The sequence below is a fragment of the Vreelandella sedimenti genome, assembly GCF_013416325.1.
GTDB lineage: Bacteria > Pseudomonadota > Gammaproteobacteria > Pseudomonadales > Halomonadaceae > Vreelandella > Vreelandella sedimenti.
The window spans coordinates 218579-237338 of record NZ_JACCGK010000003.1; the positions used below are offsets into that span (position 1 = coordinate 218579).

The following is an 18760-nucleotide window of genomic DNA, read 5'->3' on the forward strand; positions in this document are numbered from 1 at the left end:
CCTTAACGGGTCGGTCTCGCTGTTCGCGATAAAAAGCAGCGAGTTTTACAATGGTTTTATGGTAACACTTTCTAAGCAAGTACCTCACGGGTGCAGTTAAATCAATAAAGGACTCAATATGATTCATCGTGATCAACTAGTCGCGGCCTGTGACCATCAGTTACGTGCATCTGAATTTAAGGATTTTACCATTAATGGCTTGCAGGTGGCGGGCGGCGAGCAAGTCAAGCGCATTATGACGGGGGTTACTGCCTGCCAAGCGCTGCTGGACGAAGCCGTTGCTTGGCAGGCAGATATGGTATTGGTGCATCACGGCTACTTTTGGAAAAACGAGCCCGTGGCGATTACCGGTATGAAGCAGAGACGGATTAAAACCCTGCTTGATCATGACATTAGTCTGTTAGCGTATCATCTGCCTCTGGATGCGCATGCCGAGATGGGCAATAACGCGGAGTTAGCCCGTCACTTGGGGTGGAAAGTAGAGGGGTGCATTGATGGTGCGCTGGGGCAGGGGCTTTTGTGGTCAGGCCGTTTACCTCAGCCGCATTCGGTTAGCGCCTTGGCCGCGCAGATAGCGCAAACCTTACAGCGCGAACCGTTGGTCATAGAGGCCCCGCAGGTGGGTGATATTGAGCGCATCGCTTGGTGTACCGGTGGTGCGCAGGATATGATCACCGACGCCTATGAGGCGGGCGCGCAGGCATTTGTATCGGGTGAGATATCCGAGCGAACCACTCACCTGGCAAGGGAAATGGGTATCCATTATATCGCCGCCGGGCATCATGCCACTGAGCGCTATGGTGTTCAGGCACTTGGTGAATGGTTAAGCGATGAGTATGACGTTGAGCACCGCTTTGTGGATATTGATAATCCTGCTTAACACATTAAACGCCCCGGATTGCCGATAATGGAAGCCGGGGCTGATCAATCATTATTAGGCTTTGTCTGAAAAGTCGGCGAGCGAAGGCCAGACAAGGCAAAAAAATCGGCGAAAAGACGGATCGGACTCGCGCACGAGCCGATTTTTAACGCCGTATGGTCGAGCGGCAGCCAGTTTTCAGGCAAATCCTAGTAGCGCNGCAGCCAGTTTTCAGGCAAATCCTAGTAGCGCGGCGGCTGGGGTGTCGCCGCCTCGTTGCCCTTCAAGCCAAAGTCTTCTGACAGCGTGCCGCCTTTACCATCCGCGTAGTCACGTGGCGTCGAAGGGGTGCTGGCGTCTGCCCTTGTCTGCTGCTCGCGCGCTGGATCAATACCCGATAGATCAAGGCTAGGCTGAATTGCAGCGTCGCGAATATCCCACTCCGCGGCGTCCTCTTTCAGTTGAAGTTCAAGCTGGTTGGCTTCATCGCGGATATTGCTTAGGCGTTGATAAATGCCCGTTAAATGGCTGCCCACGCTGCTCTTCATCTCGGCAATCTGGTGCTCGCGTTCGAGGAGCTTTTGGCGCATGGAAGCCGCTTCACGTTGGCTTTTGCTGAAGAGGCGATAAGCAACCGCTCCAATGATCAGGCCGACGATAAAACCGATTATGGCAAACGTTAATGGTGAGCTCGCGTCCACAGTGTTCTCCCTGGCGCCTTGAATATAATGATTTAGAGGCTGCATAAGCCAGCAGCTTAAGAATCAAACAGGCTGCCATTATAGGCGTCACTCAGCCGGTTGGGTCAATCCGCTCATGCGCTTAGATGTCTCTACGGGTATAATCACAGCCTTCTCAAGGTTGCCAGTAATGTACTGGCGGCTGCCTTACATGCTGTGGGAGGCGAGTGCATGTCATCAACAACTGCGAGTAGGGCATCGTCAAAAACGCGCCCTGCATCGCCTATAGAGCGCTATCGGGCGGACTTAGAGCGTGATGATTTTCAATATGATGCAGCGCAGGAGTTGGCAGTAAAACATTTACAGCGGCTCTATGATGAGCTTATCGCTGCACCAACAACCGTTCCCAAAGCTCTGGTTGCGAATAAAGGGCTCCATAAAGGGTTAAAAGCCAAGATGGCGGGTTTGATGGGCAAGAAATCCTCATCGGCTGACAAGCCTGTCTTGCCCAATATCCAAGGGCTCTATTTTTGGGGTGGGGTAGGGCGGGGCAAAACCTACTTGGTCGATACCTTTTATGAAGCCTTGCCCTTTCCCGACAAAATGCGTACCCATTTTCACCGCTTTATGCAGCGCGTCCATAACGAGCTGACCCACTACAAAGGCGAAAAGAATCCACTGACCCTAATCGCGGGTAAGTTTGCCACTGAGGCGAGGGTTATTTGCTTTGATGAGTTTTTCGTCAAAGATATTACCGATGCGATGATTCTTGCCAACTTGCTAGAGGCGTTGTTTGAGCGCGGAGTAGTATTGGTGGCGACCTCTAATATCGTACCTGATGATTTATATAAAGATGGCCTGCAGCGGGCGCGCTTTTTGCCGGCCATTGAGCTTGTGAATCGTCATTGTGAGGTGGTTAATGTCGATTCTGGGGTGGATTATCGACTGCGCGCATTAGAGCGTGCGGCCATCTTCTACTCGCCGCTGGATGAAGCCGCTGAGCGCGAGCTATCGCGCAGCTTTAGGGAAATAGCCGGGCACGAAGGCGAGTCACAGGCGTCGCTAGAGGTAAATCACCGCGTGTTGAAAACACGTCGGCTGCATGATGATGTCGCTTGGTTTGAGTTTCTTGAGCTGTGTGACGGGCCGCGCAGTCAAAATGACTATATTGAACTGGCCAGGGAGTTTCATACGGTGCTGGTTTCCAATGTGAGGCGTATGAATGCCAAGCAGGATGATCAGGCGCGCCGCTTCATCAATATGGTCGATGAGTTTTATGATCGTGGCGTCAAACTACTGATGTCCGCGGAAGCGCCGATTGAAGAGCTGTATAGCGATGGCAAGCTGACGTTCGAGTTCCAGCGGACTTTGTCGCGTCTGCAGGAGATGCAGTCCAAAGAGTACTTGGCGCTGGCACATAAGCCTTAAAGCCTGACGGGGTGTCGGCTTAGTAAAAAAGTCACGATACGGCTTAACTTGTCAGTGGCCTTACTGTAGAATGCCGCCTCGCTGCATGTTGCTGGGTTAAACCAGCAACCAAAAAGAATAGGGATGGTGCTTCGCCGTACAACGGTGTAAGTCACCCAATACATTTAATCTGGTGATTTCATCCATGAAGACGTTCAGTGCTAAGCCGCAGTCCGTCCAGCGCGACTGGTATGTAGTCGACGCTACGGACAAAACGCTCGGTCGTCTGGCAACCGAGATTGCTCGCCGCCTACGTGGCAAGCATAAGCCCGAATTTACCCCTCACGTTGATACTGGCGACTACATCGTCGTGATCAACGCAGAGAAAGTCCACGTAACTGGTAATAAGGCGAAGGCTAAAACCTATTACCGCCACACTGGTTACCCGGGCGGTCTGCGCTCTATGACATTCGACAAAATGCTTGATCATGCGCCCGAGCGTATTATTGAGTCTGCCGTTAAAGGTATGTTGCCGAAAGGTCCCTTGGGCCGTGCCATGTACACTAAGTTGAAAGTGTACGCTGGCGACGAGCATCCGCATGCTGCCCAACAGCCGCTTGAACTGAACCTCTGAGGAAATCTTCGCCATGACACAGCAGTATTACGGTACCGGGCGCCGCAAGACTTCCACCGCTCGCGTGTTTATGAAGCCGGGCTCTGGCAAAATTACTGTCAATAACCAAGACCTTGACCTCTATTTTGGTCGTGTTACCGGTCGCATGGTTGTTCGCCAGCCGCTTGAATTGACTGAAACCCTGAACCAGTTTGACATCTTCGTGACTGTCGCTGGTGGTGGTGGTTCTTCTCAAGCTGGCGCAATCCGTCACGGCATTACACGTGCCCTGATGAACTACAATGAAGACCTGCGTCCTTCGCTACGTGCCGCTGGCTACGTAACGCGTGATGCGCGTCAAGTTGAACGTAAGAAAGTCGGTCTGCGCAAAGCACGTCGTCGTCCGCAGTTCTCGAAGCGTTAATTTTTACGCTATGCGGCAAAACGCCCAGGTCATCGACCTGGGCGTTTTTTATTGGAATATCAAAAAATTATATTGCTCGTACCACTATGGTCACGAGCGGTTGTTCTTGTGCACAGCGCTTTGTTTTTTTACCATAGAGCGTAATTAATATTCGTCGCCGCAAGACGCCTTTGCGGCGGAACGGGTAAGCTGATGGGAGAAACCTGAAATGGCAGATAACGGCGTAAACAAAGGCCGACGCCGTTTCCTCGTAGGCGCCACCTCCGTTGTGGGTGCGGTAGGTGCTGTCGGGGTAGCGGTCCCCTTTGTGGCTTCTTGGCAGCCTAGTGCCAAAGCAAGAGCGGCGGGTGCTCCCGTTCAAGCAGATATTTCCAAGCTTGAGCCTGGGCAGCGTATGACCGTTGAGTGGCGTGGTCGGCCAATATGGATCATTAATCGCACGCCGGAAATGATCGAGCGCACTGAGTCGCTGAGCGGTGAGCAATTGGCCGATCCGGATTCGGAAGAGCCACAGCAGCCCGCTTATATTGAGGGTGGATTGCGCTCTATCAAGCCCGAGATTGGGGTGCTGATCGGTATTTGCACTCACCTAGGCTGTTCGCCGTTATTCCGGCCTGAACCCGACGCAGAGGGCGTAGGCGTTGATAACTGGCCGGGTGGTTTCTTCTGTCCATGCCACGGTTCTCGCTTTGATTTGGCAGGTCGCGTATTTAACAACGTTCCCGCGCCGACCAATCTTGAGGTTCCACCCTACCGCTTTGAGAATGACGATATCATCATCGTCGGCGAAGATGAGGAGACTGCCTAATGGGTAATCCGAATAAAGCCAAGGCGGAAAAAGGCCTCATGCGTTGGGTGGATGATCGCTTCCCTGCTACTCAGATGTGGCAAGAGCACCTCTCCAAATATTACGCGCCGAAAAACTTCAATTTCTGGTACTTCTTTGGCTCATTAGCGCTGCTGGCGCTGGTCAACCAAATCCTCACCGGGGTTTGGTTGACCATGAGTTTTAATCCCTCAGCTGAAGGTGCCTTCGATTCCGTCGAATACATCATGCGTGATGTGGAGTGGGGGTGGTTGATTCGCTATATGCACACCACTGGGGCCTCCGCCTTCTTCCTCGTTGTCTATCTGCATATGTTCCGTGGCCTTTTGTACGGTTCCTATAAAGCCCCGCGCGAGTTAGTGTGGGTCTTCGGCATGACTATTTACCTGGTGCTAATGGCGGAAGCCTTTATGGGGTATCTGCTGCCGTGGGGGCAAATGTCCTACTGGGGCGCGCAGGTGATTATCTCGCTGTTCTCAGCGATTCCGGCGATCGGCCCTGACCTGGCACAGTGGGTGCGTGGTGACTTCCTGATTTCAGGCATTACCCTAAACCGCTTCTTTGCGCTGCATGTGGTTGCGCTGCCAATCGTTATTCTGGCACTGGTTGTGCTGCACATCATTGCTTTGCATGAAGTGGGTTCGAACAACCCGGACGGCATTGACATCAAGCAGAAGAAGGATGAGGCCGGTGTGCCGCTGGATGGGATTCCGTTCCACCCCTACTACACGGTGAAAGACCTTGTCGGTGTGGCGGTGTTCCTGTTCGTTTTCTGCGTAGTGGTGTTCTACTTCCCCGAAGGCGGTGGCTACTTCATTGAGCGGCCTAACTTTGATCAGGCGAACCCGCTGCAGACACCCGATCACATTGCCCCCGTTTGGTATATGACACCGTTCTACGCCATTCTCCGTGCCATAACTTTCTCGGTATTTGGTTTAGACGCCAAGTTCCTAGGGGTTATATTTATGGGCGCGGCGATTGCAATACTATTTGTTCTGCCCTGGCTGGATCGTAGCCCCGTGCGCTCTATGCGTTACAAAGGCTGGATGTCGAAAGTCATGCTGACACTGTTTGCTATCAGTTTTGTCATCCTGGGTGTTTTAGGTGTGTTGCCATCGACAGAGGGCAGAACGCTGCTAGCCCAGGCGTGCACCGTGATCTATTTCGCCTTCTTTGTCTTGATGCCGTTCTACACCAAGCTGGAGAAGACTAAACCCGTTCCGGAAAGGGTGACTGGCTAATGAAAAAGTATCTATTTGGACTCCTTTTCGCCTTAGTGCCAGTAACCGCGATGGCTGCAGGGGGTACAAGTGTGCCTCACTCGATGGATCCTGATCTGCACGATCAGGCCTCATTGCAAAATGGCATGAAGCTCTATGTTAACTACTGCATGGGCTGTCACTCGCTTAACTATCAACGCTTTTCGCGAGCGGCAGATGACTTGGGGATGCCTCAGGATTTGGTTGAAGAGAATCTGATTTTCTCGTCAGATTTGGCTTACAACGATCAAATGCATAACGCCATGAACAGCGGTGATGCGGAGGGTTGGTTTGGTGCGCCGCCGCCCGACCTGTCGCTCAAGACGCGTGTGCGTGGAACCGATTGGATTTACTCTTATTTGCTCGGTTTCTACAAAGATCCTAGCCGTCCCACGGGCGTTAACAATACGGTGTTTGACCTAGTGGCAATGCCGAACGTGTTAGAGCCTCTGCAGGGCGTGCAAGAGCTGGTATGTGCTGAAACTGATCACCCGGTAGAAGGGCAGGAACCGGATGCGTTATCGGGCAAGTATCAGTCTTGTGACGTGCTGCAAGTGACTGAGCCGGGGGAGCTCGAGCCTGCGGAATTTGAGGAGGCGATGTATGATCTTACTAACTTCCTGGCTTATGTAGGTGAGCCCTCCAAGCTTCAAGCACAGGCGCTGGGGCCCAAAGTACTGATCTTTATTTTTATTTTTGGTGTGATTGCTTACCTGCTCAAGCGCGAGTACTGGCGAGATATCCACTAATTAGCAGTAGCTGATGGTCAGTGGGGCGCACGGCGTAAGTCGTGCGCCTTTTGCTTGTCAGCATGGCAGTAAAGCAAAGCAAGCTGGCTTCCCCTAAGGTAGCGCTGGCGTGTTATTATCCAAGATTGTTTTGATGTGAGGATGCTTTCATGGGTGTTGTGGCCAAGCGGTCGTCGATGATCTTTTACTCAGGCAGTGATGATCATTTCAGTCATCGTGTGCGCATTGTGCTGGCCGAGAAGGGGGTTGCCGTCGATATCGTCGATGTGCTCGACGAAAAACCACCGGAAGAGCTGGCAGACCTCAATCCGTACAACAGCGTACCGACGCTGTTAGATCGTGACTTGGTGCTGTATGAGTCCAAAGTCATGATGGAGTACCTGGATGAGCGTTTCCCGCATCCTCCGCTATTGCCTGTTTATCCAGTAGCGCGTGCGCAAAGCCGCCTATGGATGCACCGCATTGAGCGCGAGTGGTGCCCAATGGTCGACCTGATTCGCAGTGGTGGAAAGAAAGAGGCAGATAAAGCGCGTAAAGAGTTGCGTGAAAGCCTGATTGGCATATCGCCAATTTTCGAGGATATGCCTTACTTCATGAGCGAAGAGTTTACGCTGGTGGATTGTTGTTTAGCGCCTGTATTGTGGCGTTTGCCGGAACTCAATATCGAATTGCCCGAGAAGCAGGTTAAGCCGCTGCTGTCCTACATGTCGCGAGTATTCGAGCGTGAAGCGTTTAAGGCATCTTTAAGTGAGCGTGAAAAAGAGATGCGCGCTTGAATTCATTTGGCTCCTTTGTGCTTGATAAGGGCAGGGAGCCTTTCTTGTAAGGAGGAGGGAGTCTAGATGAAATCGAGTCGCCCCTATCTCGCCCGAGCACTCTATGAGTGGTTGTTGGATAATGAGCTAACGCCTTACCTGGTGGTTGATGCTACCTTGCCTGGCGTTGAGGTGCCCCGCCAGTTTGTTCAAAACGGTCAGATCGTTTTGAACGTGGCGCCGACTGCAGTGCGTGATCTTTTTATGGAGAATCAGGCGATAGGCTTTAATGCGCGCTTTGGCGGGCAGCCTATGCAGGTAATGATCCCGACTCCGGCCTTAATCGCTATTTACGCCCGTGAGAACGGTGCAGGTATGGTCTTTGGTCATGAGCCTGAGCTAGGCGATGGAACCGACTCTTTTGGACCTAGTGAGGACGAAGAGAAGCCCTCTAGTAAGCCTGAGCTGTCGATCACAGAGCCCGTTTCTGAAAAGAGTGACAGTGACTCAACGGCGTCAGCGGATACGTCTGAAAAAGAGTCTCAAGCTAAGAGTAAGGCGAAGAAAAAACCAACCCTGCGGGTTGTTAAATAACATCCTGGGGTGTGCCGTCCACAAAAAAGCCTCGCTTAATAAGCGAGGCTTTTTTGTGGCTGCTAAAACGCAATGGGAAAATAGCGGCTTAGTCTAGGTAATCAAATACTTTTACGATTCGTTGTACACCACCAACCGAGGAAGCGGCATTGACGATACGGTCAGCCTCTTCCCGGGTCACGCGGCCCATCAGATATACGCTGGCATTTTCGGTGGTGACTTTGATTTTTGAAGAGTCGATGCGGTCGTTGGTTGCCAGGTGGCTGACAACATTCGTGGTGAGCCATGTGTCGGTCAGGCGCTGGCTGGCCGGTAGGCGAGCGGCGATGGTGAGTTCGTTGTGGACGTCAGTAACGCCGCGTAGATTGCTGGTAACTTCACCCGCCATATCGCGAAGCTCTTCACTGGGGACTTGGCCCACCAGAAGCACAACGCCGTTATAACTGTGGGCACGAATGCGGGCATCGCCTAGCCGGGCGTCGGCACGCTTTAACGCGTCATCAACTTCACGCTCAATGGTGGTATCGATGGCTTCAACATCGTCGCTACGCTGAGCATAGTTGGACTGATTGGAGGCTGAGTTATTAGCACAGCCGGTAATGAAGAGTGTCGCGCAAAGCGCAACGGCCATGAAGCCGCGGGGGGAGAGGCGTTGGGTCATCGTATGACTCCTTTGATGCTAGCAGTTAAAGACATCGTGGTTGTTAACACAGTATAAATGGCGACTAAGCGCTGCCAAACAGCTGTTCATCGATAAGATCGCATAAACAGTGAATCACCAGCAGGTGAACTTCCTGGATGCGCGCCGTCGATGTCGCCGGGACGCGAATCTCGCAGTCATCCTGGCCTAACAGTGATGCCATATCGCCACCGTCGCGGCCGGTAAGGGCAACCACGGTCATGTCGCGATCATGGGCGGCTTGAATGGCCTGCACAATATTGCCCGAATTGCCACTGGTGGAGATAGCTAAGAGTACATCGCCGGGCTGCCCGAGGGCGCGAATCTGCTTTGAAAACACCTCATTGTAGCTATAGTCGTTTGCGATTGAAGTGAGTGTGGATGTATCAGTAGTGAGTGCCAGGGCAGGGAGGCTAGGGCGTTCTCGCTCAAAGCGGTTGAGCAGTTCAGAGGAGAAGTGTTGGCTGTCGCCAGCGCTGCCGCCATTGCCGCAGGCGAGGATTTTTCCTTCGCTGACAAGGCACTGCACCATCATTTGGCTAGCCACTTCAATGAACGGCGGAAGTACTTCGCTGGCGTACGTCTTGGTATCGATGCTAGCGTTGAAGTGGCCGAGTATCCGAGATTGAAAGTCCATCAGGGCTTCCTGGTTGAATAGTGATAAAGAGTGTTTTTTTAAAGACCGTTTTTAAAGCCAGTTTATAAAAACAGCTTAAAAAAGCAGTCAAAAGGCATCAAAGGCAGCTTTTACCCAGTGAAACTCAAGGTTGGGCGGCTTGCCCGTTATGGCCAGGATATCAAAGCGGCAGGGTGAAGAAAGCCCGCCGCGGGCGATATAGAGCCGTGCCGCACGCACTAGGCGTTGCTGCTTCTGGTAAGTGATCGTTTCCAGCGGATGCCCGTAGCGCGTCGTCGTGCGGTGTTTGACCTCGATAAAAACGAGAATATCGCCATCGCGCATTACCAAGTCAAGCTCACCTCCTTTCACGTAATGATTCTGCGTGACAAGGGTGAGCCCCTGTTGGCGCAGCCATTGAGCGGCAAGCTGCTCAATGGCTGCGCCGCGGGCGCGGGCGGTGTGAGCGTTAGTCGTCACTGTCGTCCAGGTTTGGGATTAAAATGGGCGAGGGCACGCCATTCTGAAATTTGGCCCAGGGCAGCTCGCGGTAGATACGACCATCGTCGCTTAAGTAGAGGGTGCCGGTACTGCCATTAAGGCCGTTCAGCTCGCCAAGGTTGGAAAAGCGGATAGCCAGCTCGTAAGCATCAACGCCCATTGCCATCAGACGGAACATGGAAGCGTCTGATTCATCCCGCAGGCTTTGGTAGGTAGATGCAAAGGGAAGAGCCTCTTCGCCACCGACGGCGGCATCGGGGATCTGCCAGGGGATATCAACGAACATGACATCGTTTAGATCTTGGTCAAGGCGCGTTTGCAGGCGACCTTCATGCAAGTGTGAAGTGGCATAGATCGGCAGGTTGGGGGCGTAGTAGTAATCCATAGTCGGCGGTACCTGGCGCGCATACTCTGGCAGTGCGAGCAGGAATAGGGCGTCAATATTGCTTAGGCGCGCGCGATCACCGCTGACGTTGAGCGCAGTTTGTACGGCATTGGAGACCGAGCTATCCGGGTTATAGCGCACGGCATTGGTGATTTCGCCACCCTGGCTATGCCACTCATTCCAGAAGGCTTCGCCTACGCGTCGGCCCCAGCCGTTATCCGGAACCATCATGGATATTTGGCGCTGCCCGTCCTGCCAGGCACGACGGGCAGCTTGGCGCGCTTCATCTTCGGCTGAAAGCCCGTACTGGAAGAGTCGCTGGGCTTGATTGTTATCACCGCTGCCATAGTTGAGCGCCAGTGTAGGGAGCGGCACGCTATCGCGCTGTTCTAGCTGGGTAACTTGATCCTTATCCAGCGGGCCAATAATTAACTGCGCATTCATTTGCTGGGCGCGGTCATAGAGCTCATCCATCGAGTAGCGTGAGGCGTCCAGAAAGCTCAGCTCAACGCTGCTGCCCTTGACGTCATGGTGCTGCCGCATAGCCGAGGCAATAGTATTGGCGACGCTGCTAAGCGGGCCTGATTCGGGCAGAGCTACCACGATGCGGCGTATTTCCTGACCCTCAAGCTCTGGCAGCGCAACGCTCACCGCACCGCTGGGCTGATCAAGCGCCTCGCGGGCCCAGCGCTGGCGCTCTTCAAGCCGCTCCTGCTGGTTAGCCTGCATCGGCAGTCCGTCGTCGAGGACCTGGGTGGCGCGCAGCACGGCACGGGGTTCATCCAGCGCGCGGGCAAGCTCGGAAAATAGCAGTGCCCAGCGCACCCGGTCGGGTTCTGAGAGCAAGCTTTCATCAATCCCATCGGCGGTTTCGAAGGCTCTGTCGCGCTCACCTTGACGGGCCAGAATATTAGCCGCTTCCAGGCGTGTTTTCGCGGCTTGCTCTGGCGCTTGCTGTTCCGCTTGGCTGAGTAGCTGGCCAGGGTCTTCATCGGGCATTCTATCTACCACGCTAGGCGATTGCATCGCACAGCCAGCAACGAGAAATGCCACAAGGGCAGCGGCGAGTAAGCCACGTAATGACTGTTTCATGTATCCTTCCTTAGGTTTCCATTTGCGCTGTCGCTGCTTGTCAGCGATTGACCAAGCCACTGCACAAGCATAGCGCACCAGCAGGGCAAGCCATCAACGAATTGAGAGTCAACAATGACAGACGATAATCCGGGCACATTGTACGTGGTTGCCACGCCAATTGGGAATTTGGATGACTTAACCGCGCGTGCCGCTCGGGTGCTGGGCCAAGTGACACGAATTGCCGCTGAAGATACCCGCCATAGTGGCCGCCTGTTGGCGCACTTGGGGCTAAACAAGCCTATGCTTTCTTTGCATGAGCACAACGAAGCGCGCCGGGTAGATGCTTTGGATAGTTATCTCGCCGCAGGTGAAGATATTGCCCTGATCAGTGACGCCGGCACACCGTTGATTAGCGATCCTGGCTTTGTACTGGTACGTGAGTTGCGGGCGCGCAATCGCCATATTGTGCCTATCCCCGGCCCCTGTGCCCTGATTACTGCGCTGTCAGGGGCGGGACTGCCAACAGACCGCTTTGTGTTTGCCGGTTTTTTGCCTGCCAAGCCAGGCGCACGACGCCAAGCATTGGAGGGTTGGAAGACCCGCGAAGAGACGCTGGTGTTTTATGAATCCCCCCACCGTATTATGCATACCCTTGAAGCGTTACAGGCGCAAATGGCGGATCGCGATGTGGTCTTGGCGCGTGAGCTCACTAAAACCTTCGAGACGTTTTTATACGGTACGCCTGCATCGTTACTGGAGCAATTGACTGCCGACCCTAATCAAACCCGCGGCGAATTCGTGGTGATTGTTGCCGGGGCACCGCCGGTTGAGCAGAGTGAGCATCAGGATATATCAGCGGACGCGTTGCTGGAGGCACTGCTGGCAGAGGGGGTTGGCGTGAAGCAGGGCGCTGCAATTGCCGCGCGAATGCTCGGTGGTCGTAAGCAAGTCTGGTACGCGCGTTTGCAAGCAATTAAAGGTGAGCATTGAGGCAAGTCGAGGGCGCTGGTATGCTTGCCGCCGGAGTTGGCCAGACAGTCGCCGCTAATACCCCTTAAAAGGTGTTGGGGGAGGAAAGTCCGGGCTCCATAGGGCAGAGTGCCAGGTAACGCCTGGGCGGCGTGAGCCGACGGAAAGTGCAGCAGAGAGTAGACCGCCTAAGTCCCTGAAATAAACCTCTGGGGCCGGTAAGGGTGAAAGGGTGCGGTAAGAGCGCACCGCGCGCCTGGTAACAGTGCGTGGCATGGTAAACCCCACTCGGAGCAAGACCAAATAGGGATCCAATGGCGTGGCCCGCGCTGGATCCGGGTAGGTTGCTTGAGCGCTGTGGTAACGCAGCGCCTAGAGGAATGGCTGTCCACGACAGAACCCGGCTTATCGGCCGACTCCCCCACTTACGTACCAGAGCGTGCTTGCACGCTCTTAATGACGCTGTCTCTATTATCTTGTGTGAGTAAAACATGCCTTCTCCTGACGCTGAACAGGTTGCTACCCGCTTTCGCCATACCAGCGTACTACTGGAAGGTGCTGTCGATGCTCTGGTGCACGATGCGCGAGGTGTCTATTTAGATGGCACCTTCGGGAGAGGCGGTCACTCACGATTGATCCTTGATCGTCTGGATGCCCACGGCCAACTGCTTGCGATGGATCGCGATCCCCAAGCGATTGCCGCGGCCGCTGACATAGACGATCCACGCTTTCAGATTACCCAGCGAGAATTTGCTCAACTAGCCGAGTTTGCCCGTGAGCAGGGTGTATTTGGCAAGCTTTCCGGCGTGTTACTCGATGTTGGCGTGTCGTCGCCTCAACTAGATGACCCCGAGCGCGGCTTCAGCTTTATGCGCGATGGCCCGCTAGATATGCGTATGGATCCTACCCAAGGACAAAGTGTGGCTGATTTCCTGGCCCGGGCCAGTGAAGCAGACATTGCCTACGTGTTTAAAACTTACGGCGAAGAGCGCTATGCTAAACGTTTGGCCCGCGCCGTGGTCACTCGCCGGGTCGAGAAGCCGTTTACCCACACAGTGGATTTGGCCGAGGTATTAAAAGTAGCCCACCCCGCCTGGGAAAAGGGACGCCACCCTGCCACCAAAGCATTTCAAGGGCTGCGTATTTTCGTCAACGGCGAGCTGGAGCAATTAGACAGTGCTTTAGACGCCGCGCTAGAGGCGCTGGCGCCTGGTGGTCACTTAGTGGTTATCAGCTTTCACTCGTTGGAAGATCGTCGCGTGAAGCGCTTTATTCGCCACCATGTCCGCGGCGATACCGACTTGCCGCGAGGGGTGCCGATTCGCGACGATCAAATGAATCGGCGTCTTGAAGCGCTAGGCAAAGGTGTGCGGCCAAGCGAGGAGGAAGTGGATGCCAATCCTCGCGCACGTAGTGCCGTCATGCGGGCTGCACGCAAACGGATGTAAATGTCATCATGAGCATGGATCGGATTGAGCAGTGGGCAACCACGCTACGCACCGAATGGCCTTTCAGGCTGCGTTTGCGCGCCTGGCCGGTAGCTATTACGCTACTCTTTCTACTCTGCATGGCCTCTGGGCTGGGCGTGGTTGTCACTACCCATATGACGCGGGTTCAATTTGCTCAGCTGCAACAGCTGGAGCAAGAAGAGAACCAGTTGCAAACGGAGTGGGGGCAACTGCTACTTGAGGAGGGCGCATGGTCAACACCTGCCCGTATTGAACAAATTGCCACTGATCGCCTGGGTATGCGAATCCCCGATGTCCATGATGTTGAGGTGATTCGGCCATGAGAAGCGAACGTCGCGGCGGTACCTCGCGTCAGGCGCCGATTGCCCCTCCGCTCGGCGGCGGGCGGTTCATGTTTATTATGCTTGCGATTGGCTTGGCATCGGCTATTTTGATTGGTCGGATTACCCTGCTGCAGGTCATTGACCGACCCTTTCTGCAAAGCCAGGGTGACGCGCGTACTCTTCGTCACGAAACGATCCCTGCCCACCGCGGCATGATTACAGACCGCAATGGCGAACCGTTGGCGATTTCCACGCCAGTGGTCACCCTCTGGGCTAATCCGCAAGAGCTACCCGACGATGCTATACAGCGTGTAATGCTGGCCCAGGCGTTGGGTATGACGCTGGGTGACTTCGAGGCGCGGGTGGCTCGCTTCAGCGAGCATGAGTTCATGTATTTACGCCGTCAGATGACCCCTGCGGCGGCCCAGCAGATTCTAAACCTGCGCACGCCCGGCGTTTATCCGCAGCGTGAATATAAACGCTACTATCCCGCTGGCGAGGTCGCCGCCCAACTGCTGGGGGTAACCAACGTTGACGATGTCGGTCAGGAGGGCTTGGAGCTTTCTTATCAGCCTTACCTGGCGGGGCGACCAGGTCAGCGGCGGGTCATTAAAGATCGCCGCGGGCGCCTGGTTCGTGAGCTGGGCGTTATTGACGAAGCCCAGCCGGGGGGCGAATTGACCCTCTCTATTGATCAACGCATTCAATATATGGCTTACCGGGAGCTGCGCGCAGCGGTAGCTGAGAATGAGGCCGATGGCGGCGTGTTGGTGATGATGGATGCCCGCACGGGAGAGGTGTTGGCTATGGCTAACTTACCCTCCTACAACCCTAACAACCGAGCGGGGCTTGATCCGCGTGGGTTACGTAACCAAGCGTTGGTCGATGTATTTGAGCCCGGCTCGGTGATGAAGCCGCTGGCCATGGCTGCCGTGTTAGAGAGCGGCGTGGTGGATCGCAACGCTGTGGTTGATACCTCGCCTGGTTGGATGCGACTGGATCAGTTCACCATTCGCGATTTCCGTAATTATGGCGAGCTGGATTTGGCTGGCATTCTGGAACATTCTTCGAATGTTGGGATGTCTCGACTGGCGCTGCGGTTGAGCGATACGGCGATTTGGGAAAAGTATAACCAGTTAGGGCTGGGGCAGGCACCCGGAACCGGTTTTCCTGGCGAGTCCACTGGCAGCTTACCGGCACCGGTTCGCTGGTCGCGCAGCGAGCGGGCGACGCTCTCCTACGGTTACGGCCTATCCGTGTCAGCGGTGCAGTTGGCGAGTGCTTACACGGCGCTAGCCAATGATGGCGTGCGTTTGCCGCCCTCACTGCTACGCCTTTCTGAGCCGCCCCAAGGCATCCCCGCGATAGAGCCTTCGGTTGCCAATGACCTGTTGCGGATACTGGAAACTTCCGTTGCGGCCTATACCGGCGGGCGGCGAGCTCGTGTCGAGGGTTATCGTGTTGGCGGCAAAACGGGCACGGTGCGCAAAATAGGCCAGCAGGGCTATACCACCGATGCCTACCGCAGCGTCTTTGCTGGTATTGCGCCTATTTCTGACCCGCGTATTGTCACAGTGGTAATGATTGATCACCCCAAAGCAGGCGAGTTTTATGGCGGCGCTGTTGCCGCACCGGTTTTTTCCAGCGTGACGGGGAATGCTTTACGCTTGCTGGACGTACCGCCGGATCACGAGGCGGAGTAGTATTTTAAGGAGATGGCATGACGCTGAGTCCAGGCGAAATATTAACGGCACTCGCGAAAGTATGGCCTAAGTCACCACTGCCCGCTGACCTGCCCAAGCTGCCGGATCAGGTGCGCATTGAAATGAACTCGCGCAAGCTTGCCAAGGGCGACATTTTCGTGGCCGTGCCTGGCAGCCAGCGTGACGGACGCGATTTCATCGAGCAAGCCCTTGAAGCTGGGGCTTCGCTTGTTTTAGCGCAGGGGTCTCACGGCGATGTACAGCTTGAAGGGCGGGTGCTGAAGCTGCCGCATTTGTCGTCGCGCTTAGGTGAGCTAGGCAGGGCACTGTACCAGGTGCCTAGCGATCTGGAAGTCATTGCGGTGACCGGTACAAATGGTAAAAGCTCTGTTACTCACTATATTGCTGCCCTCAGCGAAGCATTGGGAACACCTGCGGGTCTTGTCGGCACCTTAGGCGTGGGGCGGCCTGGCGAGCTGAGCGATAGTGGCTTAACCACGCCTGGCCCCTTGGCGCTGCAGGCGACGCTGGGTGAGTTGGCCCAGCAGGGGGTGAAGCGCGTTGCCCTCGAAGCCTCTTCCCACGCTCTGGATCAGTACCGGTTGGAAGCGGTCAACGTCAGCGTAGGAGTGTTTACCAATCTGACCCGCGATCATTTAGATTATCACGGCAGTATGGCGGCCTATGCGGCCTCGAAAGCCAAGCTGTTTCGCCGTTCTGAGCTTAGCTTGGCGGTGGTGAATGGTGATGACCCCTTGGCGCGCTTAATGCTGGCTGGTGCTAGTAGCCGCGTACGTGTGCTGGCCACCGGGCAAGACGAGGCCGTTACGCTGCGGGTGCTGGACTGGCAGGCGTTCGAGCAGGGGCAGCAGGCGATGATTGCGACCCCCGACGGCGAGAAAATGCTGCGCTTAACGTTAATGGGGCGCTTTAATTTAGATAACGTCCTGCTAGCGATGGCTGTGCTGTATGGGTTAGGCGAATCCCTCGATGCGCTGTTTGACGCAGCGACAACGCTTTCTCCTGTGCCGGGGCGTATGGAGCGCTATGGCGATGTGGGGGCTCCCAGTGTGGTTGTGGATTATGCCCACACACCTGATGCCCTACAGAGTGCCCTTCAGGCGCTACGGGCTCACTTGGGGGACGCGGGTAAATTGTGGTGTGTGTTTGGCTGTGGCGGGGAGCGTGATACGGGTAAGCGAGCTGAGATGGCCCGGGCCGCCGAACAGTTGGCAGATCACATCGTTGTCACTGACGATAATCCGCGGAATGAATCCGCCGCGCAAATCCGTGAGCAGATTCTGAGCGGGTTCTCAACGGTGGTGCAACCGATTGAAATCGCTGAGCGCCGAGAGGCCGTAGCAGCGGCTATTCAACAAGCTGGCGCCCAGGATGTGGTGCTGATCGCCGGGAAAGGGCATGAGGCATATCAGGAGATACAAGGGGTACGCCATCCTTACGCCGATAGCGAAGAGATTCAGCGCGCCTTTGCCCAGCGGAAAGCGCAGTAATGCATTGGGCTCTTGGTCAAGTGGCCGCGGCGCTCGGCATTGAATCGCCGTCAGGCAGTGCTCAGTTAATCATTCACTCGGTTGTTACCGATAGTCGTAAAATTGAGCCTGGCTGCCTGTTTGTCGCGTTAAAAGGCGCCAATTTTGATGGCCACGATTTTGTCGAGCGTGCCCATGCGCTCGGCGCGGTAGCGGCGTTGGTCGACGCACCTGTTGCCAGCGACTTACCCCAATTGGTGTGCCCCGATACGCGCTTAGCCCTGGGATTGCTAGCCGGTGAACATCGGCGCGCATGGCACGGGCCCTTGGTAGCGGTCACCGGCAATAGCGGTAAAACCACGGTTAAGGAGATGTGCGCGGCACTGCTGAGGCCTTTGGGCGAGGTGTTAGCGACCGAGGGGAATCTGAACAACGATTTCGGTGCGCCGCTGACCTTATTGCGATTGCGGCAACAGCACAAAGTCGCCGTGATAGAGTTAGGCGCTAATCATCTGGGTGAAATCGCCTGGACGGCGCCGCTGTCACAGCCCGATATTGCGATTATCACCAATGTCACCGGCGCCCATGTGGGTGAGTTTGGCGGCATGGGGCAGATCGCCCAGGCGAAAAGTGAACTGCTCGTTGGGCTAAGCGAGCAGGGTACGGCCATATTGAACCGCGATGATCGCTACTACTCCTTTTGGGCTTCGCGTGCGGCCCCAAGGCGAGTGGTTAGCTTTGGCTTTCATCCCCAGGCACATGTCAGCGCCTCAGCGCTTTCCTGTGATCCTCAAGGGCGGTATGCTTTCACGCTACTGCAGCATGGTCAGGCGCTGGGCCAAGTGCGTTTACCGCTACTTGGCAAGCATAATGTCAGCAATGCCTTAGCTGCGGCTGCCGCGGCATTAGCGCTGGGCGTGCCGCCTGAGCAGATCATTACGCGCTTGGATGCATTGCAAGCGCTAGCGGGTAGGCTAACCGTGGTGCCCGGTTTGCGGGGGGGCAAACTACTGGATGATACTTACAATGCCAACCCCGGGGCGGTCAAAGCCGCTCTGGATACGCTGGCAAGTTTCCCGGCCCCACGCTGGTGTGCGTTGGGCGTAATGGGCGAGCTGGGAGACGAGTCGGCAGCGCTGCACGCGGACATTGGCCGTTACGCTGCAGAACTTGGTATTGATCAGCTGTTGACGCTGGGCGACGCGGCAAGCGCTGCCAGCGAGGCCTTTGGTCGTGGGCTGCATTTTAACGATCACGAGGCGCTAACGCGTCATGTCACTAATACTTTGCCGCCGGACACCACCTTGCTGGTGAAAGGGTCGCGCAGTGCGGGCATGGAACATGTCATCAATGCACTGCGTTCGGATAAATAAGGTAAACGCCGT

The 18760-nt window shown here is 55.2% G+C and carries 20 protein-coding genes and 1 other RNA gene; 16 read left to right on the top strand and 5 right to left on the bottom strand.

The window, feature by feature from the left end:
* Positions 1 to 118 precede the first annotated feature (118 nt).
* Positions 119 to 880 (top strand): Nif3-like dinuclear metal center hexameric protein, encoded by a 762-nt coding sequence (locus HZU72_RS04545; RefSeq protein ID WP_180090732.1) that lies wholly within the window; start codon positions 119 to 121, stop codon positions 878 to 880.
* A 221-nt stretch (positions 881 to 1101) separates the two neighbouring features.
* Here HZU72_RS04545 and HZU72_RS04550 read toward each other — a convergent pair whose 3' ends face one another.
* Entirely contained in the window at positions 1102 to 1560 is a 459-nt protein-coding gene (locus tag HZU72_RS04550; RefSeq protein ID WP_180090733.1) for a Z-ring associated ZapG family protein, read from the bottom strand.
* A gap of 210 nt (positions 1561 to 1770) precedes the next feature.
* On the opposite strand from HZU72_RS04550, the gene zapE reads away from it, so the two are divergent.
* The 8 genes from zapE to HZU72_RS04590 all read left to right on the top strand — a co-directional run bounded on the left by zapE (position 1771) and on the right by HZU72_RS04590 (position 8166).
* Entirely contained in the window at positions 1771 to 2967 is a 1197-nt protein-coding gene (gene zapE, locus HZU72_RS04555) for a cell division protein ZapE (protein WP_180090734.1), read from the top strand.
* A 184-nt stretch (positions 2968 to 3151) separates the two neighbouring features.
* Positions 3152 to 3580 (top strand): 50S ribosomal protein L13, encoded by a 429-nt coding sequence (gene rplM, locus HZU72_RS04560; RefSeq protein WP_022523919.1) that lies wholly within the window; start codon positions 3152 to 3154, stop codon positions 3578 to 3580.
* Positions 3581 to 3593: 13 nt separating this feature from the next.
* A complete protein-coding gene (rpsI, locus tag HZU72_RS04565; protein WP_022523918.1) occupies positions 3594 to 3983 on the top strand; it encodes a 30S ribosomal protein S9 in 390 nt (129 codons plus the stop codon).
* Between the two features lie 208 nt (positions 3984 to 4191).
* Positions 4192 to 4791, top strand: coding sequence for a ubiquinol-cytochrome c reductase iron-sulfur subunit (petA, locus tag HZU72_RS04570; protein ID WP_022523917.1), 600 nt, complete (start codon positions 4192 to 4194; stop codon positions 4789 to 4791).
* A complete protein-coding gene (locus HZU72_RS04575; protein WP_180090735.1) occupies positions 4791 to 6050 on the top strand; it encodes a cytochrome b in 1260 nt (419 codons plus the stop codon). The genes petA and HZU72_RS04575 overlap by 1 nt, the downstream gene beginning before the upstream one ends.
* A complete protein-coding gene (locus HZU72_RS04580) occupies positions 6050 to 6817 on the top strand; it encodes a cytochrome c1 (protein ID WP_180090736.1) in 768 nt (255 codons plus the stop codon). The genes HZU72_RS04575 and HZU72_RS04580 overlap by 1 nt, the downstream gene beginning before the upstream one ends.
* A 149-nt stretch (positions 6818 to 6966) precedes the next feature.
* Positions 6967 to 7593, top strand: a complete 627-nt coding sequence (gene sspA / locus HZU72_RS04585; RefSeq protein ID WP_007114711.1) for a stringent starvation protein SspA — start codon at positions 6967 to 6969, stop codon at positions 7591 to 7593.
* Between the two features lie 66 nt (positions 7594 to 7659).
* Positions 7660 to 8166: a ClpXP protease specificity-enhancing factor gene (locus HZU72_RS04590; protein ID WP_180090737.1), complete on the top strand. Its 507-nt coding sequence runs from the start codon at positions 7660 to 7662 to the stop codon at positions 8164 to 8166.
* An 88-nt stretch (positions 8167 to 8254) separates the two neighbouring features.
* Here HZU72_RS04590 and HZU72_RS04595 read toward each other — a convergent pair whose 3' ends face one another.
* From HZU72_RS04595 to HZU72_RS04610, 4 genes are all read right to left on the bottom strand, one after another.
* On the bottom strand, positions 8255 to 8827 hold the full coding sequence (locus HZU72_RS04595) for a BON domain-containing protein (protein ID WP_180090738.1): 573 nt from the start codon (positions 8825 to 8827) through the stop codon (positions 8255 to 8257).
* 64 nt (positions 8828 to 8891) lie between these two features.
* Complete coding sequence (locus HZU72_RS04600) at positions 8892 to 9482, bottom strand: phosphoheptose isomerase (RefSeq protein ID WP_007114714.1); 591 nt, start codon at positions 9480 to 9482, stop codon at positions 8892 to 8894.
* A gap of 87 nt (positions 9483 to 9569) precedes the next feature.
* Positions 9570 to 9941: a YraN family protein gene (locus HZU72_RS04605; protein ID WP_180090739.1), complete on the bottom strand. Its 372-nt coding sequence runs from the start codon at positions 9939 to 9941 to the stop codon at positions 9570 to 9572.
* Positions 9931 to 11439 (bottom strand): penicillin-binding protein activator, encoded by a 1509-nt coding sequence (locus tag HZU72_RS04610; RefSeq protein ID WP_180090740.1) that lies wholly within the window; start codon positions 11437 to 11439, stop codon positions 9931 to 9933. The genes HZU72_RS04605 and HZU72_RS04610 overlap by 11 nt, the downstream gene beginning before the upstream one ends.
* 114 nt (positions 11440 to 11553) lie before the next feature.
* Here HZU72_RS04610 and rsmI point away from each other — a divergent pair, with 114 nt between their 5' ends.
* From rsmI to HZU72_RS04645, 7 genes are all read left to right on the top strand, one after another.
* Positions 11554 to 12411, top strand: a complete 858-nt coding sequence (rsmI, locus tag HZU72_RS04615; RefSeq protein ID WP_180090741.1) for a 16S rRNA (cytidine(1402)-2'-O)-methyltransferase — start codon at positions 11554 to 11556, stop codon at positions 12409 to 12411.
* A 32-nt stretch (positions 12412 to 12443) separates the two neighbouring features.
* Positions 12444 to 12814: RNase P RNA component class A (gene rnpB, locus HZU72_RS04620), an RNA gene on the top strand.
* Positions 12815 to 12881: 67 nt separating this feature from the next.
* The gene (rsmH, locus tag HZU72_RS04625) at positions 12882 to 13838 is read left to right on the top strand and encodes a 16S rRNA (cytosine(1402)-N(4))-methyltransferase RsmH (protein ID WP_180090742.1); all 957 of its coding nucleotides are present in this window, start codon (positions 12882 to 12884) and stop codon (positions 13836 to 13838) included.
* Between the two features lie 8 nt (positions 13839 to 13846).
* A complete protein-coding gene (gene ftsL, locus HZU72_RS04630) occupies positions 13847 to 14182 on the top strand; it encodes a cell division protein FtsL (protein ID WP_022523909.1) in 336 nt (111 codons plus the stop codon).
* Entirely contained in the window at positions 14179 to 15885 is a 1707-nt protein-coding gene (locus HZU72_RS04635) for a peptidoglycan D,D-transpeptidase FtsI family protein (protein ID WP_180090743.1), read from the top strand. The genes ftsL and HZU72_RS04635 overlap by 4 nt, the downstream gene beginning before the upstream one ends.
* 17 nt (positions 15886 to 15902) lie before the next feature.
* Positions 15903 to 17396 carry a UDP-N-acetylmuramoyl-L-alanyl-D-glutamate--2,6-diaminopimelate ligase gene (locus tag HZU72_RS04640; protein ID WP_180090744.1) on the top strand — a complete coding sequence of 498 codons (1494 nt, stop codon included), beginning with the start codon at positions 15903 to 15905 and terminating at the stop codon, positions 17394 to 17396.
* A complete protein-coding gene (locus HZU72_RS04645; RefSeq protein WP_180090745.1) occupies positions 17396 to 18748 on the top strand; it encodes a UDP-N-acetylmuramoyl-tripeptide--D-alanyl-D-alanine ligase in 1353 nt (450 codons plus the stop codon). Before HZU72_RS04640 ends, HZU72_RS04645 begins: the two co-directional genes overlap by 1 nt.
* Positions 18749 to 18760 lie beyond the last annotated feature (12 nt).